General features: G+C 71.7%; 22 protein-coding genes. 11 read left to right on the top strand and 11 right to left on the bottom strand.

The genetic code is table 11. The annotated features are described in order from the left end of the window. Positions 1-224: 224 nt before the first annotated feature. Positions 225-1,145, bottom strand: a complete 921-nt coding sequence (locus ACZ5K7_RS26925; RefSeq protein ID WP_351696672.1) for an SGNH/GDSL hydrolase family protein — start codon at positions 1,143-1,145, stop codon at positions 225-227. A 286-nt stretch (positions 1,146-1,431) separates the two neighbouring features. Here ACZ5K7_RS26925 and ACZ5K7_RS26930 point away from each other — a divergent pair, with 286 nt between their 5' ends. Next, positions 1,432-2,136, top strand: a complete 705-nt coding sequence (locus ACZ5K7_RS26930; RefSeq protein ID WP_351696669.1) for an SDR family oxidoreductase — start codon at positions 1,432-1,434, stop codon at positions 2,134-2,136. A gap of 178 nt (positions 2,137-2,314) precedes the next feature. After that, the gene (locus ACZ5K7_RS26935) at positions 2,315-4,447 is read left to right on the top strand and encodes a discoidin domain-containing protein (RefSeq protein ID WP_351696667.1); all 2,133 of its coding nucleotides are present in this window, start codon (positions 2,315-2,317) and stop codon (positions 4,445-4,447) included. A 6-nt stretch (positions 4,448-4,453) separates the two neighbouring features. Here ACZ5K7_RS26935 and ACZ5K7_RS26940 read toward each other — a convergent pair whose 3' ends face one another. The 5 genes from ACZ5K7_RS26940 to ACZ5K7_RS26960 all read right to left on the bottom strand — a co-directional run bounded on the left by ACZ5K7_RS26940 (position 4,454) and on the right by ACZ5K7_RS26960 (position 7,905). Beyond that, positions 4,454-5,575: an acyltransferase family protein gene (locus ACZ5K7_RS26940; protein ID WP_468916998.1), complete on the bottom strand. Its 1,122-nt coding sequence runs from the start codon at positions 5,573-5,575 to the stop codon at positions 4,454-4,456. Between the two features lie 301 nt (positions 5,576-5,876). Beyond that, positions 5,877-6,347, bottom strand: coding sequence for a hypothetical protein (locus ACZ5K7_RS26945; protein ID WP_351696662.1), 471 nt, complete (start codon positions 6,345-6,347; stop codon positions 5,877-5,879). Continuing rightward, on the bottom strand, positions 6,331-6,822 hold the full coding sequence (locus ACZ5K7_RS26950; protein WP_351696660.1) for an RNA polymerase sigma factor: 492 nt from the start codon (positions 6,820-6,822) through the stop codon (positions 6,331-6,333). The genes ACZ5K7_RS26945 and ACZ5K7_RS26950 overlap by 17 nt, the downstream gene beginning before the upstream one ends. 103 nt (positions 6,823-6,925) lie before the next feature. After that, positions 6,926-7,534, bottom strand: a complete 609-nt coding sequence (locus ACZ5K7_RS26955; RefSeq protein WP_351696657.1) for a class F sortase — start codon at positions 7,532-7,534, stop codon at positions 6,926-6,928. Further along, a complete protein-coding gene (locus ACZ5K7_RS26960; protein ID WP_351696655.1) occupies positions 7,531-7,905 on the bottom strand; it encodes a sortase-dependent protein in 375 nt (124 codons plus the stop codon). Before ACZ5K7_RS26960 ends, ACZ5K7_RS26955 begins: the two co-directional genes overlap by 4 nt. Before the next feature lie 211 nt (positions 7,906-8,116). On the opposite strand from ACZ5K7_RS26960, the gene ACZ5K7_RS26965 reads away from it, so the two are divergent. The 6 genes from ACZ5K7_RS26965 (at position 8,117) to ACZ5K7_RS26990 (ending at position 16,202) form a co-directional block, all read left to right on the top strand. Beyond that, positions 8,117-8,554 (top strand): Fur family transcriptional regulator, encoded by a 438-nt coding sequence (locus ACZ5K7_RS26965; protein WP_351696652.1) that lies wholly within the window; start codon positions 8,117-8,119, stop codon positions 8,552-8,554. A gap of 36 nt (positions 8,555-8,590) precedes the next feature. Then, the gene (gene katG, locus ACZ5K7_RS26970) at positions 8,591-10,783 is read left to right on the top strand and encodes a catalase/peroxidase HPI (RefSeq protein WP_351696649.1); all 2,193 of its coding nucleotides are present in this window, start codon (positions 8,591-8,593) and stop codon (positions 10,781-10,783) included. 303 nt (positions 10,784-11,086) lie between these two features. Further along, the gene (locus ACZ5K7_RS26975) at positions 11,087-12,790 is read left to right on the top strand and encodes a PHP domain-containing protein (RefSeq protein WP_468917004.1); all 1,704 of its coding nucleotides are present in this window, start codon (positions 11,087-11,089) and stop codon (positions 12,788-12,790) included. Then, the gene (locus ACZ5K7_RS26980; protein WP_468917007.1) at positions 12,787-13,386 is read left to right on the top strand and encodes a hypothetical protein; all 600 of its coding nucleotides are present in this window, start codon (positions 12,787-12,789) and stop codon (positions 13,384-13,386) included. Before ACZ5K7_RS26975 ends, ACZ5K7_RS26980 begins: the two co-directional genes overlap by 4 nt. A 160-nt stretch (positions 13,387-13,546) precedes the next feature. After that, positions 13,547-15,391 (top strand): M1 family aminopeptidase, encoded by a 1,845-nt coding sequence (locus ACZ5K7_RS26985; protein WP_351696641.1) that lies wholly within the window; start codon positions 13,547-13,549, stop codon positions 15,389-15,391. A 145-nt stretch (positions 15,392-15,536) separates the two neighbouring features. Continuing rightward, positions 15,537-16,202 (top strand): TMEM175 family protein, encoded by a 666-nt coding sequence (locus tag ACZ5K7_RS26990; RefSeq protein WP_351696640.1) that lies wholly within the window; start codon positions 15,537-15,539, stop codon positions 16,200-16,202. A 58-nt stretch (positions 16,203-16,260) separates the two neighbouring features. Here the strand turns inward: ACZ5K7_RS26990 and ACZ5K7_RS26995 are convergent, their stop codons facing one another. The 3 genes from ACZ5K7_RS26995 to ACZ5K7_RS27005 form a co-directional block, all read right to left on the bottom strand. Then, positions 16,261-17,103, bottom strand: a complete 843-nt coding sequence (locus tag ACZ5K7_RS26995; protein ID WP_468917011.1) for an alpha/beta fold hydrolase — start codon at positions 17,101-17,103, stop codon at positions 16,261-16,263. A gap of 100 nt (positions 17,104-17,203) precedes the next feature. Beyond that, complete coding sequence (locus ACZ5K7_RS27000; protein WP_450971941.1) at positions 17,204-17,899, bottom strand: alpha/beta fold hydrolase; 696 nt, start codon at positions 17,897-17,899, stop codon at positions 17,204-17,206. 202 nt (positions 17,900-18,101) lie between these two features. Beyond that, entirely contained in the window at positions 18,102-20,390 is a 2,289-nt protein-coding gene (locus ACZ5K7_RS27005) for a tetratricopeptide repeat protein (RefSeq protein ID WP_468917014.1), read from the bottom strand. 218 nt (positions 20,391-20,608) lie between these two features. Here ACZ5K7_RS27005 and ACZ5K7_RS27010 point away from each other — a divergent pair, with 218 nt between their 5' ends. Genes ACZ5K7_RS27010 through ACZ5K7_RS27020 form a run of 3 tightly spaced genes read left to right on the top strand, consistent with a single transcriptional unit; the run spans position 20,609 to position 22,441 of the window. Further along, positions 20,609-21,232 carry a DUF6230 family protein gene (locus ACZ5K7_RS27010; protein ID WP_351696632.1) on the top strand — a complete coding sequence of 208 codons (624 nt, stop codon included), beginning with the start codon at positions 20,609-20,611 and terminating at the stop codon, positions 21,230-21,232. Positions 21,233-21,270: 38 nt separating this feature from the next. Further along, the gene (locus tag ACZ5K7_RS27015; protein WP_468917017.1) at positions 21,271-21,756 is read left to right on the top strand and encodes a DUF6114 domain-containing protein; all 486 of its coding nucleotides are present in this window, start codon (positions 21,271-21,273) and stop codon (positions 21,754-21,756) included. After that, the gene (locus ACZ5K7_RS27020) at positions 21,743-22,441 is read left to right on the top strand and encodes a hypothetical protein (protein WP_468917020.1); all 699 of its coding nucleotides are present in this window, start codon (positions 21,743-21,745) and stop codon (positions 22,439-22,441) included. The genes ACZ5K7_RS27015 and ACZ5K7_RS27020 overlap by 14 nt, the downstream gene beginning before the upstream one ends. A gap of 1 nt (position 22,442) precedes the next feature. On the opposite strand, the gene ACZ5K7_RS27025 is transcribed toward ACZ5K7_RS27020, so the two are convergent. Next, positions 22,443-23,234 (bottom strand): thioesterase family protein, encoded by a 792-nt coding sequence (locus tag ACZ5K7_RS27025; RefSeq protein WP_468917336.1) that lies wholly within the window; start codon positions 23,232-23,234, stop codon positions 22,443-22,445. 191 nt (positions 23,235-23,425) lie between these two features. After that, positions 23,426-25,300 carry an O-aminophenol oxidase PhsA gene (gene phsA / locus ACZ5K7_RS27030; protein WP_468917023.1) on the bottom strand — a complete coding sequence of 625 codons (1,875 nt, stop codon included), beginning with the start codon at positions 25,298-25,300 and terminating at the stop codon, positions 23,426-23,428. Positions 25,301-25,450: the final 150 nt, after the last annotated feature.

Consider the following 25,450-nt stretch of genomic DNA (forward strand, 5'->3'; position numbering starts at 1 on the left):
CGCCGCCCACCAGCTCCTAGGGCCTGTCTGACAATTCCCGTCGTCGGCCGGAGGGCGGCCTCGCGGCGTCAGGTGCGTGCTCTCGGCGTGCCGGGCGTAGGCCCTCGTACTGGACGTACTTGGGTCTGCGCCCGGTGCGGCGAGTGGGGGCACCTCCCACGCCCTTGAGGCAGTGGGGGAGCGTGCATGGCGTCGCGAGGCAGACGGGAATTGTCAGACAGGCCCTAGTACCGCTTGCCCAGCCGCTCCAGGACGGCCCCGGCCATGGCCGCCTCGCCCTTGGCGTTGGGGTGGGCGGGAGCCGCCGGTGAGGTCGGCTGGAGGGGCTCGATCCAGCGGTCGGCGGGGGCCTTGCACATGTCGTGGCCGACGGTCGGGCCGTAGGTGTCCACGTACCGGGCGCCGTTCCACGCGGCGACCAGGCGCAGCATCAGGTTCAGACGCTTCCCGACGTCCCGGAGGTAGGGGAAGTCCTTGGCGGCGAAGGGCACCGTCGGATAGCAGCCGCTGCCGTCGTCGGGCAGCAGGTCGGGGTAGCCGACGACCAGGATCCGGGCGTGCGGGGCGCGGGCGTGCACAGCCCGCAGCACCTTGTCGACCTTGGGTGCGGTCTGCGCGATCCTGACCGTCAGCTGGTCGGTGCCGGAGGCGTTGTAGTACCGCTGGCAGGGGTTGCCCGTCAGGTCCGTGGCACTGAGCGTCGCGCAGGTGCCGATGATGGAGCTGAACCCGATGTCGTTGCCGCCGATCTGGACCGTCACCAGGTCGGTGTCCCGCCCGACGGCGTCGAGCTGCGGGCCGTTGGTGCCCTGAGCCTTCCACATCTCCGCGGTCGTGGCACCGCCGCAGCTCACGTCCTTGAACGCGCTGACGTGCCGCGCCGCCGCCACCAGCGAGGGGTAGTTGTGGTCGGAGCGGGCGCAGTTGGCGTCGACCTGCGTCGGGATCGCGGGGCCCGAGGTGTAGGAGTCGCCGAGCGCCGCATAGCTGGTGCCGCGGTCGTGGCCGCCGTGGTGGCCGCCGCCGTGCGCCGCGGCCGGTGTCGTGGACGCGGCCACCAGGGCGCAGCCGCCCAGCGCCGCCGCCACGGTGGCCTTCCGCCGGTGCCGTCTCGCCGAACCGTCGGACGGGGTGCCGTACGCCATGAAGATCCCCCCTGGAACCGGGACGCGCGCGGAACCGGTCCCGACGGGCGGCCCGCACGCGTGTGTGTCGGGGGTCTGTATACCGCCCGGTAGGAGTCCGGAGCCAGGGGTCGGACGCAATGAACTGGATCGAGTAACCAACCCTGCCCGTAAGGGCATCCGGTGCGGCCGGCGGCCGGGCACCGTCCACCGCGATTGAAGTGGGAAACCGATCGGTTTACCATGGTCGCAGTCGTCGGAAACCGATCGGTTTCCGGGCTCTGTCCAAGTCTGGAGTGTGAGTGTGATGACCGCGATCAAGGACTCCGTCGTCCTCGTCACCGGCGGCAGCCGGGGTGTCGGAAAGGCGCTGGTGGAGGAGTTGTACGCACGTGGTGCCGGCAAGGTCTATGCCACCGCCCGCGACCCGCGCTCCGTCACCCATCCCGACGCGGTGGCGCTGGCGCTGGAGGTGACCGACCCCGACTCCGTGGCCGCGGTCGCCGAGCAGGCTCAGGACGTCACCATCCTGGTCAACAACGCGGGGGTCGCCACCGGCACCCGCTTCCTGACCTCCTCGCTCGACGACATCCGCCACGAGTTCGAGACCAACTTCTACGGGCCGCTGCTGCTCACCCGCGCCTTCGTCCCGCTGATCGAGCGCAACGGCGGCGGCCACCTCCTGAACGTCCACTCGGTGCTGTCCTGGGTGGCCGAAGGCGGCGCCTACAGCGCCTCCAAGTCGGCCTTCTGGTCGCAGACCAACAGCCTGCGCCTGGCGCTCCAGCCGCGGGGTATCGGTGTCACCGGTCTGCACATGGGCTACGTCGACACCGACATGGCGGCTCACATCGACGCGCCCAAGACGAGCCCGCAGGACATCGCCGCGGCCGCCCTGGACGGCGTCGAGTCGGACGCCTTCGAGGTGCTCGCCGACGACCTCACCCGCTGGGCCAAGGGCGCCCTGTCCGGCGACCCCGCCGCCATGTACCAGCAACTCGCCGCCCGGTGACCCGGTCCCCCTGACCGCCCGTCGGCCTCCCTCCGTCCGGTCGCGGAGGGTCGGCCGTCGGAAATTTCCGGTGCCGAAGGGTTGTCGCCCGGTTGCCTCATCACTTAAATCAAATCCTGAACTAAGCACGGAGGTACGCCCGTCGGGCGCGTCCCGTGCCCATCTCAGGGAGCCGCTGATGAGACTGAGATCCCTGGGCGTAGCGCTCGCCGCCATGGCGGCGCTGCTCGCCCTGCCCACCGTGCACGCGCCGGCGGCCCAGGCCGCCGACGCTCCCTTGTCCCAGGGGAAGACGGCCACCGCCTCCTCCGAGGAGAACGGCGGGACCGCCGCGGCGAACGCGGTCGACGGCAACACCGGCACCCGCTGGTCGTCCGCCTTCACCGACGACCAGTGGCTCCAGGTCGACCTCGGTGCCACCGCCACGGTCAGCCAGGTGGTCCTCAACTGGGAGACCGCCTACGGCAAGGACTACAAACTCCAGATCTCCGCGAACGGCAGCAGCTGGACCGACCTCACGTCGGTCACTGGCGGGGACGGCGGCACCGACACCCTCGCCGTCTCCGGCCAGGGCCGTTACGTCCGCATGCAGGGCGTGCACCGTGCCACCCAGTACGGCTACTCGCTCTGGGAGTTCCAGGTCTTCGGCACCACCACCGGCACACCCCCGGTCCAGGGCGGCGGCGACCTCGGCCCCAACGTGATCGTCGTGGACCCGTCCACGCCGAACCTCCAGCAGAAGTTCGACTCCGTCTTCGCCCAGCAGGAGTCGGCCCAGTTCGGCACCGGCCGCTACCAGTTCCTGCTCAAGCCGGGCACCTACAACGGCATCAACGCCCAGATCGGCTTCTACACGTCGATCTCCGGCCTCGGCCTCAACCCCGACGACACGCAGATCAACGGTGACGTCACCGTCGACGCCGGCTGGTTCAACGGCAACGCCACGCAGAACTTCTGGCGTTCGGCGGAGAACCTCGCCATCACGCCGTCGAACGGGACGGACCGTTGGGCCGTGGCTCAGGCGGCCCCCTTCCGTCGTATCCACGTCAAGGGCGGCCTCAACCTGGCCCCGAACGGCTACGGCTGGGCCTCGGGCGGATACATCGCCGACTCGAAGATCGACGGCACGGTCGGCCCGTACTCCCAGCAGCAGTGGTACACCCGGGACAGCTCGGTCGGCGGCTGGACCAACGGCGTCTGGAACATGACCTTCTCCGGCGTCCAGGGCGCGCCCGCGACCAACTTCGACTCCGGCCCGTACACCACGCTGGACACCACCCCGGTCTCGCGGGAGAAGCCGTTCCTGTACCTGGACGGCAGCACCTACAAGGTCTTCGTCCCGGCGAAGCGCACCAACGCCCGGGGCGTCTCCTGGCCGGCCAACGCGGGCACCTCGCTCCCGCTGGACCAGTTCTACGTGGTCAAGGCCGGCGCCACCGCCGCCACCATCAACCAGGCCCTCGCCCAGGGCCTCAACCTCCTCTTCACCCCGGGCGTCTACCACCTCAACCAGACGATCAACGTCACCCGCGCCAACACCGTCGTCCTCGGCCTGGGCCTGGCCACCCTGGTCCCGGACAACGGCATCGACGCCATGCACGTGGCCGACGTGGACGGCGTGAAGCTCGCCGGGTTCCTCATCGACGCGGGCGCCGCCAACTCCGACACCCTGCTGCGCATCGGCGACCCCGGCTCCACCGCCGACCACTCCGCCAACCCCACCACCATGCAGGACGTGTTCGTGCGCATCGGCGGTGCCGGACCCGGCCTCGCCACCAACTCCGTCGTGGTCAACAGCAACAACGTGATCATCGACCACACCTGGATCTGGCGCGCCGACCACGGCAGCGGGGTCGGCTGGGACACCAACCGCGCCGACTACGGCCTCCGGGTCAACGGCAACGACGTCCTCGCCACCGGCCTGTTCGTCGAGCACTTCAACAAGTACGACGTCTACTGGAACGGTGAGAGAGGGCGCACGATCTTCTTCCAGAACGAGAAGGCCTACGACGCCCCGAACGCCGCCGCCATCACCCACGACGGCGTCGTCGGCTACGCGGCCTACAAGGTCGCCGACACCGTGACCAGCCATGAGGCATGGGGACTTGGCAGCTACTGCAACTACACGGCCGATCCGTCGATCGTGCAGTCCAACGGCTTCCAGGTGCCGACCGGTTCGGGGATCAAGATGCACGACCTGCTGGTGATCTCCCTGGGTGGCATGGGCCAGTACGCCCACGTCGTCAACACCACCGGATCGCCGACCTCGGGGACCAGCACGACCCCCTCCAAGGTGACGCAGTTCCCCTAGCCCCGGCTAGGCCGTCGTCCGCCGGGCCGGGCGCCGCAGCAGCAGCCGTCGCGCGGGCCGCTCCACGCCCTCGTAGAGGAGCCAGGACAGGCCCAGCGACACGGCGAACGCGACGGTGGCGACGGCCGCCCCGGTGAGCAGACCGTAGCGCGGGCGGGTACCGAGCAGGTGGGTGCCCGCCCGCAGCACCAGCAGATGGACCATGTAGAACGCGAACGACAGCTCGCCGAGGCGCACCAGCCACCGGCGACGCCACAGCGAGGGCAGCCCGCGCAGGTCCGCGAGGGCGGCCGCCGGGATGAGCAGCGCGAAGCCCGTGATGGTGCAGGCGGTGGCCGCGTACTCGTCGGTGAACTGCGGGACCAGGAAGTAACCGATGATCGCCAGCGCGAGCGAGGCCTCCAGGCCGGGGCCGCGCCAGCGGCCGAGCAGCACCAGGCGCGCGGCGGCCGCGCCGAGCACGAACTCGGGCAGCCGGGCCGCCGGGAAGGTGCTGATCGGCTGGTCCCACCAGTGGTGGGAGTCCGTCCAGGCCAGCACCAGCACCGCGAGCACGGACAGCGCGGCCAGCAGCCTGACGCCCCGCGCGTCCAGCCGGCGCAGCACCAGGGCCAGCAGCGGGAACGCGGCGTAGAAGAAGGCCTCGCAGGCCAGCGACCAGCTGACCGGGTCGAGCGTCTGCCACCACGGCCGCCACCAGGAGTGCACCAGGAAGACGTCGGCCAGGCCCTGCGGCAGGGTCGGCTTCGGCTGGCGGGGCAGCGTGAGGGCCATCAGCAGGGCGATGACGACGGTCACCAGGTGCACCGGATAGACCCGGGCGACGCGCCGCCACCAGAAGCGCCCTGCCCGGTCGCCCGGCCGCGCGGACCACATCAGGACGAACCCGGACAGCAGGAAGAAGAACGACACCCCTGACGCGCCGGCCTCGAATCCCCAGGACATGAAGCGGGCGCCGGTGCCGCCGAAGTAGCGGAAGTTGTGCACGTGCAGTCCGAAGACCAGCAGCGCGGCCATCCATCTCAGCCCGGTGAGGGACGGCAGCGAGGGGGCGGAGGCGGACGGCTGGGTACGGGAGGGTGGCGCGGCGGCCGGAGCGGGCAGAGGGGCCGTGGTCGCCGTCGTCATCAGGTCACCTGCCGGAGGGTTCGCGCGTGGAGCATGGAACGGAGCGTTGCCCGTTCCACACCTTTCATTCCGGCCTCGTACGAAACATCACACCAACGCCGAGCAGCGGCCTCGGCCAAACGGGCCGTAGCGGCCGGATGGGCGGGTGCGACCCTACCCGGACGGCGGACAGGGACCGCGGCCCTCGCGGGGCGCCGCACCCCCCGCCCCGACGCCCTGGACCGCGTGTTCGCAGTACAGGCGGCGCGCCGAAACACGGGGGCACGAACGGGTGATGCGGTCCTATGTCGTGTTGACGCCGCTACGACGGGGAGGGCGTGGCGTCGGCGCTCCGCCGGTCCTCGGAGGGCGCGACCCGTGCCGCAGAGGGAGCCGTCGACGGCGCACGGGTGGCGACCTGGGTGGGGACCTGGGTGGAGCGGCTCTGCCGGGGCGCGGAGCTGGGGCTCGGCGTGGGGCCGGCGGGTGCGTGGGTCGCCGGAGGACGGTGCGGCGCGGTGGGACTGACGGCCGGCGGCGCGAGGGGGACCCGCGGGGACACCGGCGCCGACGGCGTCGTCAGACGCAGTGGCAGGGCGACCAGGAGGGCGACGGCGCAGGTCACCCCGGCCCCGGCCGCCGCACGCACCAGCCGGCGGCGGCCCGCGGCCCGCCGGATCTCCTCGTACCGGCCCGGCGGCGGGCCCAGATGGGCGGCCGGCGGCCGCAGGACGACGGTGAGGGGATCGTCGGGGCCGTCGAACTCCGGCTCCTCGTCAAAGCGTGTGGTCAAGGCTTCTCCTCAGATGGACGCGGAGCAGTTCACGGGCCGCGTGCAGATCGGCCTTGACGGTTCCTTCCTTGCGCCCGGTCAGCTCGGACACCTCCCGGATCGGCATGTCAGCGTAGTAGTGCAGCAGGATCGGGACGCGCAGTCGCTCCGGCAGCGACTGCACCAGCAGCCGTACCGAGGGATCAGCCTGCTGGGGGTGCGGGCGGGTCGCGGCCTCCGAGCCGACGCGGCGCACGGTCCGGCGCTCGCGCTCCAGCTTGCGCCAGTGGTCCCGGACGATGTTGGCCGCGGTCACGTAGAGGAACCCGCGGGGCTCCTCCACCGACGTCCAGCGGGCCCACAGCCGGGTGAAGGCCTCCGAGGCGATCTCGTGCGCCGTCTCGTCGTCGTCGACCAGACGGCGGCACCAGCCGGCCAGGCGCGGGTACAGGGCCGCGAACAGCTCGGACGCCGCCTTGTCACGGGACCGTTTCAACGTTCTCCAGGGTCGAAGGGCTCGTCGGGGACGATGGGGGCGATGGGGAGGATGCGGAACCGGTTCGGTACGTTCCACCGGTCCCGCATCCGTGTCCGCCGGGTCAGGCCGTCGTGCCGGTCAGCGTGGCGAAGACGATCACGTTGTCGAGGTAGCCGTCGCCGCCCCGCGGGCCGCCGCAGGTGATCAGCCGCAGCTCCGGGCGGTCCACGTCCCCGTACACGTCCTCGGTCGGGAACTTCGCCTTGGCGACCGTACGCACCTCGTCGACGGTGAACACCGCCGACCGGCCGTTCTCCAGACGCGCCACGGCCTGCTCGCCCCGGTGCAGCTCCGCGAGCCGGCGGAAGACGCCGTCACCGTAGGAGCCGACCGTGACATGGCCGAGGATCACCGACGGGCCGACCTGCCCCGGGGTGGGGGAGTGGCGGTACCAGCCTGCCCGGTCGTGCGCGGTGATCGGCGGTACCTCCACGGTGCCGTCGGCCGCCAGACCCAGCCGCAGCAGCGGGGTGTCGACGCCGATCGCCGGGATCCGCAGCCGGACCGGCACGGAACGCCCGAGCGCGGTCGGCGTGGCGGACGGCGAGGGCGCCGGCGGCTGCTCGCGGCGGACGGTGGTGGCCGTCGAGTGGGCCGCCTGGCCCGCACAGCCCGCCAGCAGCGAGGCCGTCGCGGCGGTGACGAAGGCGCGCCTGGAGAGCGAGGTCATGCCCCGGTCGCCCGGCGGCGACGCACGGCGAACACCACGGCGCCCGCGGCGAGCGCCGCCGCAGCGCCGCCGCCGATCAGGGCGCTCTCGGTCCCGGAGTCCGAGGACGGCTCCGCCACCCCGGTGTCGGGCGCGCCCTGGGGCACGGCCGCGACCTGGCCGCTGTCCCGGGTCGGTGCGGGGGTCGAGGCCCGGGTGGGCTCGGCGGACGGCGCCTGGGACGGGACGGCGGAGGGTTCCGCGGAGGGGGCGGCGGACGGTGCCACGGTGGGGACCGGGCTCGGGCTGCTGCCGTCGGCGAACGCGGGCACGGTGCCGGCCAGGACGGCGGTGCAGGCGAGTGCCGTGGCGGTCAGGACAGTTCGGCGCATGGAGACGCTCTCTTTCGTCGGCCCGCGGTGGTCAGGGCGGGCTGAGTAACGGATCGAGCGGAGAGACGACCCGGCACCGGGACGGGTTGTAAAGAGATGGCAAAGTCCACGCAGGGGTGGTGGCCGGGAGGTGGGAGTTGTCCCCTTCGGCACCAAACTTGAACGGTTTGTTTTCTTGAATCACTCGTGTTTATGAGGATAGGTTGGCGTCATGACCGCATCCCAGCCCCCGACCACCGCCGACGAGCTGCGTGGTGCCGGCCTGCGGGTGACGGCCGCCCGCGTCGCGCTGCTGGAGACCGTTCGCCACGGCGACCATCTCGACGTCGAAGGGGTCGCCTCGGGCGTCCGTGAACGCGTAGGCCACATATCGCTCCAAGCCGTGTACGACGCGCTGCACGCGCTCACCACGGCAGGACTCGTACGCCGTATCGAACCGGCCGGCAGCCCGGCCCGGTTCGAGGGGCGCGTCGGCGACAACCACCACCACGTCCTGTGCCGGTCGTGCGGCGCCGTCGCCGACGTCGACTGCGCGGTCGGCGACGCCCCGTGCCTGACCGCCTCGGACGACCACGGCTTCGCCATCGACGAGGCCGAGGTCATCTACTGGGGCCTGTGCCCCGCCTGCTCCACCGTCAGTAATTCCTGAGAACGTTGATCCGCCCCTTCCGGAAGGATTTCCCCCATGTCGGAGACCCAGGAGAACACCGCGGGCAAGTGCCCGGTCGCGCACGACCGTGCCCCGCACCCCACCCAGGGCGGCGGCAACCGCCAGTGGTGGCCCGAGGGCCTCAACCTGAAGATCCTTGCCAAGAACCCCGCCGTCGCGAACCCGCTCGACGAGGGCTTCGACTACGCCGAGGCGTTCCAGGGCCTTGATCTCGCGGCCGTGAAACGGGACATCGCGGAGGTGCTCACCACTTCCCAGGACTGGTGGCCGGCCGACTTCGGCAACTACGGCCCGCTGATGATCCGGATGGCCTGGCACAGCGCGGGCACCTACCGCATCTCCGACGGCCGCGGCGGCGCCGGCGCCGGCCAGCAGCGCTTCGCCCCGCTCAACAGCTGGCCGGACAACGGCAACCTGGACAAGGCCCGCCGGCTGCTGTGGCCGGTCAAGAAGAAGTACGGCCAGGCCATCTCCTGGGCCGACCTGATGATCCTCACCGGCAACGTGGCCCTGGAGTCGATGGGCTTCGAGACCTTCGGCTTCGGCGGCGGCCGCGAGGACGTCTGGGAGCCGGAGGAGGACGTCTACTGGGGTCCCGAGAAGGTCTGGCTGGACGACCAGCGCTACACCGGCGACCGTGACCTGGAGAGCCCGCTCGGCGCCGTCCAGATGGGCCTCATCTACGTCAACCCGGAGGGCCCCAACGGCAACCCGGACCCGATCGCCGCGGCCCGCGACATCCGTGAGACCTTCCGCCGCATGGCGATGAACGACGAGGAGACCGTCGCCCTCATCGCCGGTGGCCACACCTTCGGCAAGACCCACGGCGCCGGCCCCGCGGAGAACGTGGGCGCCGACCCCGAGGGCGCGCCGATCGAGCAGCAGGGCCTCGGCTGGAAGAGCACCTACGGCACCGGCAAGGGCGGGGACGCGATCACCAGCGGCCTCGAGGTCACCTGGACCACCAAGCCCACCCGGTGGAGCAACGATTTCTTCAGCATCCTCTTCGGCTACGAGTGGGAGCTGACCGAGTCCCCGGCCGGCGCCAAGCAGTGGGTCGCCAAGGACGCCGAGGCGATCATCCCCGACGCGCACGACCCGTCGAAGAAGCGTCTGCCCACGATGCTCACCACCGACCTGTCGCTGCGCTTCGACCCGATCTACGAGCCCATCTCCCGCCGGTTCCACGAGAACCCGCAGGAGTTCGCGGACGCCTTCGCCCGTGCCTGGTACAAGCTGACCCACCGTGACATGGGCCCGAAGTCCCTGTACCTCGGCCCGGAGGTCCCGGCGGAGACCCTGCTGTGGCAGGACCCGCTGCCGGCGGCCGAGGGCGAGGTCATCGACGCCGCCGACGTCACGGCCCTCAAGGCCAAGCTCCTCGACTCGGGCCTGACGGTCTCGCAGCTGGTCTCCACCGCGTGGGCGTCGGCCTCGACGTACCGCGGCAGCGACAAGCGCGGCGGTGCCAACGGTGCCCGGATCCGTCTGGAGCCGCAGCGCGGCTGGGAGGCCAACGACCCCGACGAGCTGGCGCAGGTGCTGCGCGTCCTGGAGGGCGTCCAGCAGGAGTTCAACTCCGGCGCCAAGAAGGTCTCCCTCGCCGACCTGATCGTCCTCGGCGGTGCCGCCGCCGTGGAGAAGGCCGCCAAGGACGCCGGCGTCGACATCGAGGTGCCCTTCACCGCGGGCCGGGTCGACGCGACCGACGAGCACACGGACGCCGAGTCCTTCGCCGCCCTGGAGCCGACGGCCGACGGCTTCCGCAACTACCTCGGCAAGGGCAACCGCCTGCCGGCCGAGTACCTGCTCCTGGACCGCGCCAACCTGCTCGGTCTCAGCGCCCCCGAACTGACCGTCCTGGTCGGCGGTCTGCGCGTGCTCGGCGCCAACCAGGGTGGGTCGAAGCACGGTGTGCTCACCGAGACCCCGGGCGTGCTGACCAACGACTTCTTCGCCAACCTGCTGGACTACGGCACGGAGTGGAAGTCGACCTCCGAGGACCAGACCACCTTCGAGGGCCGTGACCTGGCCACCGGCGCGGTCAAGTGGACCGGCACCCGTGCCGACCTGGTCTTCGGCTCCAACTCCGAGCTGCGCGCGGTCGCCGAGGTCTACGCGAGCGATGACGCCAAGGAGAAGTTCGTGAAGGACTTCGTCGCCGCCTGGACGAAGGTCGCCAACGCGGACCGGTTCGACCTGGTCTGATCCCGGCGAAACCCGGTGCCCGACGCCCGGGCCGGCCACATCGGCCGGCCCGGGCGTCTTCGCGTACGGCCACACGCTCCACGCGTGTGCGGCCGGACGGTCCACGCGTGTGCGGCCGCACGGCCGACGCGGTCGGCTTTACCGTCCGCGTGCGCGGCTTTACGTTTCAACTCCCCGTAGTTTGCTGCACATCAGCGGTTCTTTACCTCACCATGACCCCGACTCCCGTTGTTCACGCGACCTTCGCAGACTCTGCACGTCCTGGAGTCACCCCCCGTCCCGACCGCCCGCGGGAGTTCGCGCATGAGCCACGGTCACAGCCACGACCACGGTCATCATCACCACCATCACCACACGGACGCCGACGCCTCGTCGCTGCCGCCCGCCCTCGATCTGTCGGTCCCCGACGAGGAGCTGACGCCCGGTCAGCTCTCCCGCCGCTCGATGCTGCGCCGCACCGGTCTGCTCGGCGCGGGCCTCGCGGCCGGCAGTGTCCTCGCCGGCGCGGGTCAGGCCGCCGCCTCGGTCTCCTCCTCGCACTCCCAGAGCGGCCGCTCCGGCGGCTACCTGTGGCTGGCCGGTGACCACCACATCCACACCCAGTACAGCTCGGACGCCAAGTACCGGGTCGTCGACCACGTCCGGCAGGGGAACGCGAACGGCCTGGACTGGATGGTCATCACCGACCACGGCAGCGAGGCGCACGCCAAGATCGGTGTCGAGAAGGTCAACCCGGACATCGTCGCCACCCGTGAGGAGATCGACGACACCCTGGTCTTCCAGGGCCTGGAGTGGAACATCCCGGCCGCCGAGCACGGCACGGTCTTCGTCCACCCCGGCAAGAACGAGGTGGCCGTGCTGAAGGAGTTCGAGAACTCCTTCGACGGCTCGGTGAAGGGCGCCTCCGCGAGCACTTCCGCGAACGAGGCGCTGGCCATCTCCGGCCTCAACTTCCTCGCCGAGCAGGTGCAGCGCCGCAAGGTCAAGGACGCGCTGTTCCTCGCCAACCACCCGGCGCGCAAGGGCATCGACTCCCCGCACGAGATCCGCGCCTGGCGCGACGCCCAGCCGTCGATCGCGGTCGGCTTCGAGGGTGCCCCCGGCCACCAGGCGGGCGGCCTGCCCAAGCCGAACGGCCCCGGCTCGGCCCGCGGCATCTACGACAACAGCCCGAGCGCCGACTCCTTCGCCGGCTACCCGCTGGAGAGCTACCGCACCTGGGGCGGCTTCGACTGGATGACCGCCACCGTGGGCGGACTGTGGGACAGCCTGCTCGCCGAGGGCAAGCCGTGGTGGATCACCGCCAACTCCGACTCCCACAACGTGTACGCCGACGCCGCCGTCCGCGGTCCGAACAGCGACTTCAACGCCAACGGCCGTTACAACGACCCGGTCTACGGCGGTGCCATCAGCCTCACCGATACCGACTTCTGGCCCGGCCAGTACTCCCGGACCCACGTCGGCGCCTCCTCCTTCTCCTACAAGGCGGTCATGGACGGCATCCGGGCCGGCCGGGTCTGGGTCGACCACGGCGGCCTGATCAGCGGCCTGAACGCCCAGCTGCGCTCCGGCTCCCGCGAGGTGACCCTGGGCGGGGTGCTCCAGGTCCGCAAGGGCAGCAAGGTCGACCTGGTCATCGAGATCAGCCTCGCCAACGGCCCCAACTGGGCGCAGTTCGTGCCGGCCCTGGCCCGTGTCGACGTCATCCAGGGCGATGTCACCGGCGCGGTCTCCGACAAGGACACGTTCGCCACGCCTGCCACCAAGGTCGTGAAGTCCTTCGAGGTCAACAAGTCGACCGGCTCGGTCAAGCTGACGTATTCCCTCGGCCGCCTCGACAAGCCGGTCTACGTCCGGCTGCGCGGCAGCGACGGCAACCGCTCGGCGGTCGGCATCCACGGTGCCGCCGTGGACCCGGCGGGCCCGGCCATCGACGTCCTCGGCGACGCGGACCCGTGGAAGGACCTCTGGTTCTACTCCAACCCCATGTGGGTCCTGCCCGCATGACCTCCTTGCATCACGCCTCCGGCGTCCACTCCGTCATCGGGGTGGACGCCGGTTCGGCGACCCTGCGCGAGGCCGACCACCTGATCCATGAGCTGCTGGGCCGACTGGCGCTCACGGAAGGCGTGTTCGCCTGCACCCACCTGTACCGCACCGGCGAACGCCGGGGTGCGGCGGTGTCGCTGGCGGTCCCGGACCCGGACGCGGTGTGGCAGGAGCTGCTGACGGCGGTGCCGGAGGGCACCGGCCTCGCCCTGGCCGACCGCACCCACGGCCCGGGCGACGCGGTGGACGCCGCCCGCCGGGCGGCCGCCGCACCCCGCGCCTCCGGCCGGGCCGTGGTCTACCCGGGCGTGCGGCACCTCACCGGCACGGTCACCGCGGGCGCCATACTCGACCGCACCGCCATCGAACGCCTGGTGGTACTCGGCGCGCCGGCCGCCGAACTCCCGCCCGCCACCGGGATCCTGACGCAGGATCACGTCCGCCCGGAGTGGCGGGACGGCGTCCTCACCCTGCCCCTGGTCCCGGCCGCGGGCGGCCTGCTGGCCCCGTTCGAGGTCCCCAACCCCACCCCGTGCTGCGCGGACCATCCCTGACGCGCGGGTTATCCCTTAGTGACATGGCCTGGTCAATTCTGTCAGGCTTCGGACTCGCACCACTCGTAACGCGTGACCTGTGACCGCTCCCCGGCACACCCCTGCCGGGCGGGCGGGCACCGAGCAGACCGGGATCCCGGTCGCCGCAAAGGAGTTTCGTGTGAGATCGACCCCCCACAAGGCCTTCGTCACCAGTGCGTTGGCCATCGCGGCGCTGGCCGCGGCCCTGCTCCCCGGCAGCACGGCGTCGGCCGCCGAGGAGGCGGCCTGCACTCCGACCCAAGTGGTCGCCAACGGCGGCTTCGAGAGCGGCACTTCGTCCTGGACCCAGTCCTCGACCAGTGTGATCACCAGCCGCACCGGGCAGAGCGCCCACGGCGGCACCAGCTTCGCCTGGCTGGACGGCACCGGCGGCACGCACACCGACACGCTGAGCCAGAGCGTCACCGTCCCGTCCGGGTGCAGCAGCGCCACCCTCACCTTCTGGCTGCACATCGACACCGCCGAGACGACCTCGTCCACCGCCTACGACAAGCTCACGGCGAAGATCGGCAGCACGACCCTCGCGACCTACTCGAACCTGAACAAGGCCACCGGCTACGTCCAGAAATCGTTCGACGTGTCGTCGTTCGCGGGCCAGACCGTGAGCCTCGCCTTCAGCGGTGTCGAGGACTCCAGCCTCCAGACGAGTTTTGTCCTGGACGACATCGCCCTCAACACCTCCGGCGACACCGCGCCGCCGGCCGACTCGACGCGCACGCCGGCCGCCCCGTCGTACACCGTCAGTCTCAGCAGCAACACCGCCGGTACCGTCTGGACCGGACACGAGAGCACGACCTTCACCAACGCCTCGGCCACCCCGCTCACCGAGGTGTACCTGCGGCTGTGGGACAACTACCACGGCACCTGCTCCGCGCCGCCGATCACGGTCACCAATGTCACCGGCGGCACCGCGGGCGCCCTCTCGGTCGCCTGCACGGCCCTCCAGATCGCGCTGCCGACCCCGCTGGCGCAGGGCCAGTCGACCACGATCGGCTTCGACCTCGGGATCACCGTCCCGAGCGGCGCCGACCGGTTCGGCTACGACGGCGCCTTCAGTATGATCGGCAACGCGCTGCCGGTCCTCGCGGTCAAGGACGGCTCGGGCTGGCACCTGGACCCGTACACGAACAACGGTGAGTCCTTCTACTCCCTGGCCGCCGACTTCAAGGTGACCCTCGACCACCCGACCACCCTGCTGGTCCCGGCCACCGGCACCTCGGTCGACACCCCCGGCACCAGCGGACGCACGGTCACCACGGCCACCGCGTCCAAGGTCCGCGACTTCGCGTGGGCGGCGGGCCCGTTCACCAAGATCTCGGGCACCTCGACGGCGGGCACCCCGATCAACATCTACTCGGTCTCCGGCATCAGTTCGTCCAGCGCGCAGTCCATGCTCACCACCGCGAAGACCGCCGTCGACGCCCACGCGGGCCGCTTCGGCGCCTACCCGTACGGCGAGCTGGACGCCGTCATCGACAACAACTTCTGGTTCGGCGGCATGGAGTACCCCGGGTTCGTCCTCGACCTGGTCAGCACCACGGCGCTCACCCATGAGATCGGCCACCAGTGGTTCTACGGCATCGTCGGCGACGACGAGTACAACAGCCCCTGGCTGGACGAGGCGTTCACCGACTACGCCACCGACCTGGCCCTGGGCAGCACCGGCACGAACTGCTGGAACAGCGTCTCCTGGGCCTCGTCCGCGGAGAACATCACCAACTCGATGGCCTACTGGGACGCCCACTCGTCCCGCTACTCCACCGTCGTCTACGGCTACGGCAAGTGCGCCCTGCACGATCTGCGCCGCACCCTGGGTGACACCGTGATGGCCAAACTCCTGAAGGACTACGCCACTTCGCACTGGTACGGCGTCTCGACCACGGCCGAGTTCAAGGCCGCCGCACAGGCCGCCACGACCACGGACCTGACGTCGTTCTGGACCACCCACCGCATCATCGGCTGACGCACACCGGCCCGTACGCCCGGGCGTGGGACGGCCGTTGGTCAAGGCCGTCCCACGTCGGGGCCGTTCCCGCTCCTGGCGTACACCGCGGTGTGGTAGTCCTTCCGTCGTCCCGTACGCCGAGGAATGCCGTGGTACCGCTTTCATGAACCAGTCCCGCCCCTTTGCCCTCCGTCGCCGCGAGGTCTCCGTGGCACCGGAACGGCTGGCGATGCTCGGCGACGCCGTGTTCGCCATCGCCATCACCCTGCTCGCCCTCGACATCACCGTCCCCGAGGGCCTGCACGACTCCGAAGTCGCCCACGCCGTGCGGGAGGTGTTCCCCGCGATCGGCGCGTACCTGCTGAGTTTCGCCGTCATCGGCGCGCTCTGGCTCACCCAGCACGCCCTGTTCACGCTGATCGCCGACGTCGACCGCTGGCTGCTCTACCTGTACTTCGCCCTGCTCGCGGTCGTGGCCGCGCTGCCCTTCCCGACCAAGCTGCTCAGCGAGTACGGCGAGACGACCACGGCGACGGCCTGCTACTCGGGCGCGATCGCCCTGTCCCTCGGCCTCCTGTGCGCGATGTACCTGCGGCTGCTGACCGCACCCGCGCTGGCCACCCCGGACGCGGAGCCCGGGCGGCTGCGGAAGGTGGTCCGCGGCAACCTCCTGGTCGTCCTGGTCTTCGCCACGGCGATCCCGATGGCGTTCTGGTCACCGGGCCTCGCCAAGTACTGGTGGCTGCTGTCGATCCCGGTCCGCGCCGTACAGCGCAGGCCCGCGGAAAGCGCCTCCGAGGCGCCGGCCGAGGCAGAGCCCGGGAACTGAAGGCAGCGAGGCCCCGGCCCGCGGACCGCGGGCCGGGGCCGTGAAGGGCCGGCTCAGGTCAGCAGACGGTCTTGATGGCCGTCTCGACGAAGCGGGCCGTGGTCTTCGGGTGGCTGATCATCGGCACATGGGACGCGCCCGGCACCTCGATGACCTTCCTGGCCTTGGCGCGCTCGTAGAAGAACCGCTCCAGGGCCGGCGGGATGGCCTTGTCCGCACCGGCCACCAGGCCGAAGGACGGGATGGTGCGCCAGGCGGCCGCCTGCGTGACATCGGTCAGCGAGGAGGCGCTGAAGGGCCGCTGGGTCGCCTGCATCAGCCGCGTGGTGGCGACGGGCAGGTCGGCGCAGAAGGCCGCCCGGAACTTGTCCGCCGTCAGGTAGAGGTCGGTTCCGGTGGTGCCGTCGGCGTTGGTGAAGGGCACCGCCTCGGCCGCGTCGGCGATCAGGGAGCCCGGGTACTTGTTGAGCAGGACGCCGAGCTGTTCGCCCTCGGCGGGGGCGAACGAGGCGATGTAGACCAGCGCCTCGACGTTGTCGTTGCCGGCGGCCGCGTTGGTCATGACGGCGCCGCCGTAGGAGTGCGCGACCAGGACGATCGGGCCCTGGACCGAGGCGAGGACGCTGGCCAGGTAGGGGACGTCCGTGGGCAGGCCGCGCAGCGGGTTGGCGGGCGCGAGGCACTCGTAACCGGCGTGCTGGAGCTCGGCGATGACGCCGTTCCAGCCGGAGGCGTCGGCGAACCCGCCGTGCACCAGCACGACGGTCGGCCTGACCTTGGAGGTGCTCCGTTCGGCGGTCGCGGCGGTGGCGACGGACGGGGTGAGGAGGGCCGACGTCGCGGCTACGGCCGCGCCGGTGGCGAGCACGCCGCGGCGCGAGAACGTGGGACGGTCCTGCATGTGGTGGCTCCTGTGTGATGTGCGGGGAAGTGCGCCTCGCCCGGGCCGAGGGACCGTCCGGCGAGGCGGTCGTAGGCTGCCCGTGAACCCTCGGCGCGGGTCAGGACTTGTCGGTGCCCTCGGCGGCCTGGGCGATTACGGCCGCCACCGAGGCCGGACGCGAGACGTAGACGGCGTGGCTGCCCGGGGTCTCGGTGACCGTCGCCCCGGCGCGCTCGGCCATGGTGTGCTGCACCGGCGGCGGGATCATCCGGTCGTCGGTGGCGACCAGGTACCAGGACGGCTTGACCCGCCAGGCCGGCTCGGTGATCGCCCCGCCCGCCGCGTCCAGGCCCCACGGCACCTGCGAGTCGGCCATGAACGCCGCCTGCGCCTCGGGCACGTCGGCGGCGAAGGACGCCGCGAACTTCTCCCGGTCCAGGAACAGGAACCCGTCCCGGGGCGGCAGGATCGGCGGCACCGGCGCGCCGGGCGCCGGGTCGGAGACCAGCGTGTTGACCGACTCGCCCTTGTCGGGGGCGAACGCGGCGATGTAGACGAGCGCGGCGACACCGGGGTGGTGGCCCGCCTCGGTGATGACGGCACCGCCGTAGGAGTGGCCGACCAGGACGGCGGGACCGTCGAGGTCGTCGAGGACCTGGTGGGTGGCGGCCACGTCGCCCGCGAGCGAGAGCGTCGGATTCTGGACGATCGCGACCCGGTAGCCGTCGGCGGTCAGCTGCTCGTGCACGCCCTGCCAGCCCGATCCGTCCACGAAGCCACCGTGTACGAGCACGATGTTCCTGATGGTCGTCATGATGCCCCTGACCTGGAGGGACAGGCCCCACGCCTGTCCGATGCGCCCCAGTCAAGCCGCGCGGGCGCGGTCGGACCACGCAGAACAGCACGCAGAACCACGGCACTTCACACCGTCCGGTGGTTCACGGTGCGGCGGCCGTCCGGTGGTTCACGGTGCGGCGGCCGTCCGGTGGTTCACGGTGCGGCGGCCGCCCGGTGGTTCACGGCGCGGCGGCCGCCCGCTCCGCACAGCGGCCGTGCGCCTCGGCGTCGCCGAGCGCCTCGAACATCCTGGCCGCCAGTGTGTAGGCCCGCCTGCTCTCGCCGGTCCGGCCCTCCTCGGCCAGCAGGTCCGCGAGGTTCTCCAGACCGTCGGCATGCCAGTGGCTGGGATCGAACCGCTCGCCGGGGGCTGTGGCCTCGGCCAGCGCCGCGATGGCCTCGTCACGACGGCCCAGCAGCGCCAGGCACTTGCCGAGCGGGACCAGGGTGTGCCGCCGGATGAACTCCGCGGTGCCCGGGGTCATCCCGGATCCCTCGTCGCCCGCCAGGGCGACCACCTCACGCAGGTTCTCCAGCGCCTCCTCGTAGCGCCCCAGGTCCCGCAGGCAGAGACCGAGGTTGATGAGGCTGGAGCAGTAGGCGTCGGTGTCACCGAGGCCCTTGAACATCTCCGCCGCCCGGGACGCGGACGCGGCGGCCTCGTCGAGCCGCCCGAGCAGCCGGTACCCGGGTACGGCGTAGCAGTGCGCCCACGCGACCTGCGCCGTCGCGCCGCTGAGGGCGGCCAGGTCCATCGCCTCGGCCGTGTACCGCAGGACGGCCTCCGCGTCCCGGGTCTGGACCCCGTGCACCCAGGCCACGTGGTTCAGCTGGGCCGCGTGCCGCGCCCGGTCACCGAGGGCGGCGGCGGCCTGCGCGCCGAGGGTGAACACCTCGTTCCAGTGCGGACCGTGCAGCCACCGGTCGGAGTACCACTCCAGCGCCTCGGCGCAGTCCAGCACCACGGCGTGCCGGCCGTCGGCGGCCGCGAGCCGCAACGCGCCCAGCCAGTTGTCCGCGTTGGCGCGCAGCCACTCGTCGGCCTCCTCCGGGGACGCGGGGGAGGCCGGGCCGGGGCCCTCCTCGGCCGGGCGGCCGTGCACGGGCCCGAACCAGGCGCCCGCGGTCGTGGCGGTACGCAGCAGCCAGGACGTGATCCGCCCGGTGAGCGCGTCGCTCTCGTCGGCGGTCTCCTCCTGCTGCAAGCGGTCCCGGGCGAAGAGCCTGACCAGGTCGTGGAAGCGGTACCGGCCCGCGGCGGTGTCCTGCAACAGGCCCAGGTCGACGAGGTCGTCGAGCGCGTCCCAGGCGTCCTCGGCCGAGGTCCCGCCGGCCACCGCGGCGAGGGCGGCGTCGAAGTCCCGCCCGGGCACGACGGCGAGCCTGCGGAAGATCCGCCGCGCGATGGGGGCGAGTTGCTCGTACGACATCCCGAACGCGTTGGCGATCTTGAGGTCGCCGGCTCTGAACTGGTCGAGGCGGCGCTCCTCGTCGGCCAGCCGGTGGGCGAGTTCGTCGGCGCTCCAGCCGGGCCGGCTCACCAGCCGGTTGCCGATGATCCGCAGCGCCAGCGGCAGCCCGCCGCACAGCTGCGCGAGCCGGGTGAGTGCCGACTCCCCGTCCGTGGCGGACCGTTCGCCGAGAATGCCGGTCAGCAGCTCGGTGGCCTCCGGCATCTGCAGGGGGCCCAGGATGAGCCTGCGCACGCCCTCCAGGCCGGACAGCAGCCGCCGGCTGGTGACCAGCGCCCGGGCCGTGCCCCCGCCCGGCAGCAGCGGGCGGACCTGCTCCTCGGACGCGGCGTTGTCGAGGACGACGAGGACCCGCCGGTTCCGCAGCAGCGAGCGGTACAGGGAGGCACGTCCGTGGGTGTCGGCCGGCAGCTGCTGCTCCGCGACGCCGAGCGCGCCCAGCAGCAGCGCCAGGGCGTCGTCGACGGCCAGCGGCCGCTGGGACATGCCGAAGAGGTCGAGGAAGAAGACCCCGTCGGGAAAGGCCGGCCGGACGGCGTGGGCGGCGCGGATGGCGAAGGTGGTCTTGCCCAGTCCGGCCGAGCCGGTGACGAGCCCCACCACGGCGACGCCGGGCGCCAGTTCGCTCCGCACGAGCCCGTCCACCCAGGCCAGTTCGGCGGCACGGCCGGTGAAGTCGTCGACGGACCGGGGGAGTTCGCACAGCCCGGTCGGACGGGTCCAGTGATCCCGCAGCCGGGCGTCCCGCGCGAGCTGCAGGAGTTGCTGCCGGGCGTCGTAGGCCAGCGAGAGTGCGTCCGCGACGGCGGTGACGGTCCGCTGCTGGGGCCCCTTGCTCCGGCCGCGCTCGATGTCCGACAGGGTCCGGGCGCTGACCCCCGACACGTCGGCCAGCTGCTCCAGGGTCAGACGGGCCGCGCGGCGATGGCGCCGCAGCAACTGGGCGAAGGTCGGACGCTCGTCGATCGGGCTGCTCCTTCTCGGCGATATGGGCACTTGACCCACTTCGAACGCCCGTAAGCCTACGCGGACCCCGCGGAGCCCCCGGCCCCGTCGCCCGAAGGGCCCAGCAGAACTTGCATCACTCGAACGGCGGCCCTGGCGTGCAGCCGGTCGCCCGACCCGGAAGCCTAGGATCCATAACCGGACAAACATGACATCTCTCGCCTTGTCCGGTAAGGGCGGGGCATCACCTCACGACTGAAGGAGACGGGATGTCGCACCGCGCCGGGAGAACCCGCTGGCGGCTCTTCGCGGTCGTCCTGGTGCCCTCCGTCGCCGCGTGCGCCACCGTCGGTATCGGCATGGCGCAGGGCGTGCTCGCCGCGTCGTTCTTCATCTCCGGCCAGAAGTTCCAGGTCACCGCTGATTCACTGACCGCCCGTGGGGTCAGCCTCTACAGCATGATCGACGTGACCAGGAAGCACGAACTCGTCCCCGTCGTGGTCACCGGCTTCCGGCATGCGAAGGTCAGCGGCCTGTGCGAGGCCATCACGGTCGACGTTCCGGTGCTGGGCACGCAGACCCTGCGGCTCACCAGCGGCGACCAGCGGCTGGCCGAGGCATCGGACCTGTTCCTCGACGCGACGGCCGAAGGGGCGTCGGACGCGAACTTCACCGGCCTCGACATCGGTGTCGCCCAGGGCGCCGTCTCCAAAGGCCCGGTCAGGTCCGGAGACCGGGACTCCCGGTTCTTCAATCCGGACGGCATCGCCCTCCAGTCCACCTCGGTCACCCTGACCGACGTACGGGTGAACACCCTCGCGCTGTCCGCCGGCACCTTCAACGTCCCGGGTCTGCGGGTGCGCATCCAACCGGGCAACCGCACATGCCCCTGACCCGGCGGACGACGAGACCACTGATCAGGACAGGACGCGTGATCACCCACCCCTTCGCCAGACCGGGCGAACTGCTCGCCGCGGCACCGGAGTTCCGGCGCAGGTTCCGCACCTGGCGCGGCGAACGCCCCTTCTGGGCCGCGCTGTTCACCTTCGCCGCCGGGCTGCCCATCCTCTACTGGCCCTACGCGAGACTGGACCTGGGCGGCATCCCGCTGGCGCTGTCGACCACATCGGGCGCCGGATCCCTGGTGATCGGAATCCTGCTCCTGGTCCTGGGCGTCGCGCTCTGCTGCCGTACCCATCTCCGGGTCTTCGCCGGGATCGCCACCCTCCTGCTCGCCGTCATCTCCTTTCCCGTGGCGAACTTCGGCGGCCTCTTCCTCGGTGTCGCCTCCGGCCTGATCGGCGGCTCCCTGGCCTGTGCCTGGCTGCCGCCCACAGCCGGGGAACCGCCTACACCGCCGAGCGAGGGCGGGACCACGGCCGTGCCGGCGGCGGAGGGCCGAAGTGGCGACTGCTGACGACCGCGCCGACGGGAGCGCCCACACCGACGGGCGCGGTCGCCCGCGCCGTTCGAGTACGACCGGTGCCGTGCTTGCCCGGGCGTTGCGGCCGCTCGCCTGCGCGGCGGCCGTGTCCTGCCTGTCCCTGTCCCTGTACCCGGGGCCCCTGCACCCGGGCGTGGGCCTGTCCGCGGCGCCCGCCGACGCGCCACGCCTCGGCGCGCACCCGCCCCGCGCCGCCAAGGGCTCCTGGGTGCTGCGGGCCGACCGGCTCGTGCTGCGCGGCGCCAGGTTCCACGGGACGGCCACGGTGCACACCGCGACGGGCACCGTCCGGGCACTGAGGTTCACCGTGCGGTCACTGGATGCCGTCGACCTCGACCTGACCGCGGGCCGAGGCCGCGCGGCGCTGCGCCTGCGGGCCAGACCGGCGACGACCTCGACGCTCAAGGCCCAGGGCGCCCGCGGTGTGGTCACCCTGTACGTCCGCAAGCTGTCCGGCAGGGTCACGGGCCTCGGCGGCAGCCCGCTCCCGGCCGACCGAACCGTCACCGTCACCCCCGGGGCCGTACCCCGCTGGCTCTCACGCCCGGTCACCCGCACGCGCACGATCACCCTGGTCTCGGCGACCGTGACACAGGTCGTGCAGCTCGGCGGCCGACTGTCCATCAAGGGGCCGCGGTTGCGAGCCGCGGCCAGGTGACCTAGGCCCCCGGCAGCGGCCGGACCGTGAGGATCTGCGACGCGTGTCCGACCGGGCCGTCCACGTCGTGCAGGACCGTGCTGGTGAGACCCTGTCCGGTCGGGCCGAAGGTGACCTTGGTGTCCAGCCCCGTCCACACACCACGTGGCTGGCGGTGCAGGTGGATGGTCAGGTCGACGTTCGGGAACATCCACTCGGTGGGGGACTGCCGGACGGCGATGCCGTTGGCGGTGTCGACCAGGGTGAGATACGAGGCGAGCGGACCGACCGGAACACCGGCGACCAGCTCCAGGGGCGAGGTGATCCAGGCGGCCGTACGGCCCGGGCGTCGAGGTTCGACCGGGCGGATCTCCACGGAGTCGATGTAGCCGCCGGGCCAGAGCTCGCCCGCCGGCCACGGGGCGAGGGAGTCCGGCGGGACGAGACGGTCGTCGGGGCCGCCCGCGACCGCGGTGGTGTCGAGTTCGGCCAGGTACCAGGCGCGGGCCCGCAGGACCGAGCGGCCGGAGATCCGTACGACCGCTTCGAGAAGCTCGATGGTCCGCCCGGGCCGGACGGTCTCCACCTCGATCTCGCACTCGTCCAGGGCGAGGCGGCCGAGGATGTCGTAGCTGATCCGGGACAGCAGCAGACCGTTGTCCGGGCCCGCGGCCCGGTACCGGTCGAGGGCGTGCACGACGAGCCCCGACAGCGGACTGAAGTGCTGCTCGTCCGGGGCCCAGGCCCCGCCCGCGTGCGGCGTCGGCTTGTAGCGGCGGTCGCCGACGGCCTCGAAGTAACTGCCCTGGGACACGGTCTGGAGGGACAACGGACGTTTCTCCTTAAGGGGTGAGCACTCCGGACGCCATCGGCATCCGCGCCCGTTGCCGTGCCGCCGGTGATCGTAACCAGCGTGCGCCCGGGAGTCCGCACGGGGCCGTGGCGACGGCTCGCGTCGGCACCGCACCACCACCGTGCAGTGCCGACGCGAGCTGCTGCCAAAGGTCAGCCCGTGTGGCCCTCGCCATGGCCGCCGTGGCCCGCCCCGTGGTCGAACCTCATCGCCTCCTCGGGCATGACGACGAACGGCCGCATCATGCCCATGTCCTCGTGTTCCAGGAGGTGGCAGTGGTACATGAACCGGCCGTACGCCCCGTCGAACTTCCCCATGACGCGCAGGATCTGGCCGCCCGGCACCCGGAAGACGTCCTTGTGGCCCAGCTCGTTGGGTGCCAGCGGGAGCTGGGTCGTTGCGTCGTAGGCGACGGGCTTGGCCGTGCCGGCCACCGCCGGGTCGAAGCCCGAGACGTCGTAGGCGTCGCGGCCCAGCAGCTGGAAGTCGGCCAGGTGGATGTGCATCGGGTGGACGATCGGCGCGAGGTTGAGGAAGCTCCACTGCTCGTAGGAGCCCTCGGCGATGGTGAAGCCCAGCGCGTCGTTGAAGGTCCGGGAGGTGCGGCGGTAGGTCTTCGTCGTGCCGTCGGCCCCGGTGAGCTGGATGATGCCCTCGGCGGGGACCTGGATGCCGCCCGGGTCGGTGACCTCGGTCATCTCCCAGATCTCCGGGTGGCCGCCGGCGCCCTTGGTGGCCGGCGGGGTGAGCACGATCAGCCGGTGGCCGTGCGGGACGTCGTGGGTGAGCCGGCGGAAGGAGCCGGAGAGCACCTCGGGCAGCTCGAAGGTGTCCGTCTCACCGCCGCAGCCGACCCGGAACTCCAGGACCGCCGGATAGCGCACGTCACCGGCCGGGTCGGGTACCCCCGGTGCCTGGTTGCGCCCCTTGTTGACCAGACGGAGCTTCTTTCCGGCCAGGCCCCGGAAGTCGACGAGCAGGTCGAAGCGCTCGGCGGGGGCCACGGTCAGCGTCGGCAGCGCGTCGTCGAAGTCGACCGGGACCGGGCGGGGCAGCAGTCCGCCGTCGCTGCCGATCTGGTGGATGACGCCCGGGACCGGGCTGCCGTCCTCGTCGACCAGGACGAGGTTGTAGATGCGGGCGTTGGACGCGTTGACGAGCCGGAAGCGGTACCAGGCGTCGGCCACCTCGGCGTACGGCCAGATGCGGCCGTTGACCGTCGTGTACGGGCCGGTGAACGGGATGGTGACCGGCTTGCCGGTCTCCGGGTTCCGCTGCTGGACGATCACCGTCTTGTGCAGCAGCCGACCGTTGAGCCGGCCGTCCTCGTCGGTGTCCAGGTTCCGGTCGGCGAGCAGCAGCGGGATCTCCCGCTCCCCGCCCGGGAGCCCGAGCGCGTCCTCCTCGTCGTCACGGACGAGGTAGGTGCCGTACAGGCCCGTGTGCACGTTCCACCGGGTGATGTTCATGGCGTGGTCGTGGTACCACCACTGCACCGCCTGGTGGTCGTTCGGGTACTCCGAGAGCTGGGCGTCGCCGAAGCCGACGGCGTTGTCCGCCCAGCCGTCGTTGCCCCCGCCGGTCTGTGCTCCGTGCAGGTGGGTCACCGTCCAGGCGGGCAGGGCGGCGACGTCCTTGTCCGGCTCGACGCCCGCGCGGCCGGGCTCGGTGCTGGGCGGTGCGGTGCCCGGTGCGGCGCCCGGCACCTCCACCGAAGTGACCGGATACTCACTGCCCTTGGGGATCCGGTTGGTCCAGGCGATGCGGACGCGCTGCCCGCGGCGCACCTCGATGGTCGGGCCCGGCACCTGCCCGTCGTACCCCCACATGAGGGTCGGCGGGAGCTGCGGGTGCAGGCGCACCCAGGTCGGGCGCAGGGCGATCTCCGTCTCGCGCAGCACGTCACCGGTGCCGGGCCGCAGCACGGGCGGGACGGGCAACGGCGTCACATAGGGCGCGAGTTCCCCCGGAGCCGACGCCGCTTCCCCCGCGCCGTCCTCGGTGATCCTGTCGATGATGTCGGTCAAGGTCGAACACCCCCGTGTGCTCTGTGGTCTTTCCCTTCACCCCACAGGACTCCCGAGGAATGACCGACGTTCCGTGAATGCCCGGTTCCGCCCGAAAGGGTGAAGGATTTCGGCCATGTCCGCACGCACCTCGGCACGGCCCGGGGAGCC

It is taken from the genome of Streptomyces sp. NPDC031497, assembly GCF_055580905.1.

What these genes read in the sequence shown, in the direction of transcription:
- ACZ5K7_RS26925 (WP_351696672.1), bottom strand. Translation starts at nt 1,145, where the DNA reads ATGGCGTACGGCACCCCGTCCGACGGTTCGGCGAGACGGCACCGGCGG.
- ACZ5K7_RS26930 (WP_351696669.1), top strand. Translation starts at nt 1,432, where the DNA reads ATGACCGCGATCAAGGACTCCGTCGTCCTCGTCACCGGCGGCAGCCGG.
- ACZ5K7_RS26935 (WP_351696667.1), top strand. Translation starts at nt 2,315, where the DNA reads ATGAGACTGAGATCCCTGGGCGTAGCGCTCGCCGCCATGGCGGCGCTG.
- ACZ5K7_RS26940 (WP_468916998.1), bottom strand. Translation starts at nt 5,575, where the DNA reads ATGACGACGGCGACCACGGCCCCTCTGCCCGCTCCGGCCGCCGCGCCA.
- ACZ5K7_RS26955 (WP_351696657.1), bottom strand. Translation starts at nt 7,534, where the DNA reads ATGACCTCGCTCTCCAGGCGCGCCTTCGTCACCGCCGCGACGGCCTCG.
- ACZ5K7_RS26960 (WP_351696655.1), bottom strand. Translation starts at nt 7,905, where the DNA reads ATGCGCCGAACTGTCCTGACCGCCACGGCACTCGCCTGCACCGCCGTC.
- ACZ5K7_RS26965 (WP_351696652.1), top strand. Translation starts at nt 8,117, where the DNA reads ATGACCGCATCCCAGCCCCCGACCACCGCCGACGAGCTGCGTGGTGCC.
- katG (WP_351696649.1), top strand. Translation starts at nt 8,591, where the DNA reads ATGTCGGAGACCCAGGAGAACACCGCGGGCAAGTGCCCGGTCGCGCAC.
- ACZ5K7_RS26975 (WP_468917004.1), top strand. Translation starts at nt 11,087, where the DNA reads ATGAGCCACGGTCACAGCCACGACCACGGTCATCATCACCACCATCAC.
- ACZ5K7_RS26980 (WP_468917007.1), top strand. Translation starts at nt 12,787, where the DNA reads ATGACCTCCTTGCATCACGCCTCCGGCGTCCACTCCGTCATCGGGGTG.
- ACZ5K7_RS26990 (WP_351696640.1), top strand. Translation starts at nt 15,537, where the DNA reads ATGAACCAGTCCCGCCCCTTTGCCCTCCGTCGCCGCGAGGTCTCCGTG.
- ACZ5K7_RS26995 (WP_468917011.1), bottom strand. Translation starts at nt 17,103, where the DNA reads ATGCAGGACCGTCCCACGTTCTCGCGCCGCGGCGTGCTCGCCACCGGC.
- ACZ5K7_RS27000 (WP_450971941.1), bottom strand. Translation starts at nt 17,899, where the DNA reads ATGACGACCATCAGGAACATCGTGCTCGTACACGGTGGCTTCGTGGAC.
- ACZ5K7_RS27010 (WP_351696632.1), top strand. Translation starts at nt 20,609, where the DNA reads ATGTCGCACCGCGCCGGGAGAACCCGCTGGCGGCTCTTCGCGGTCGTC.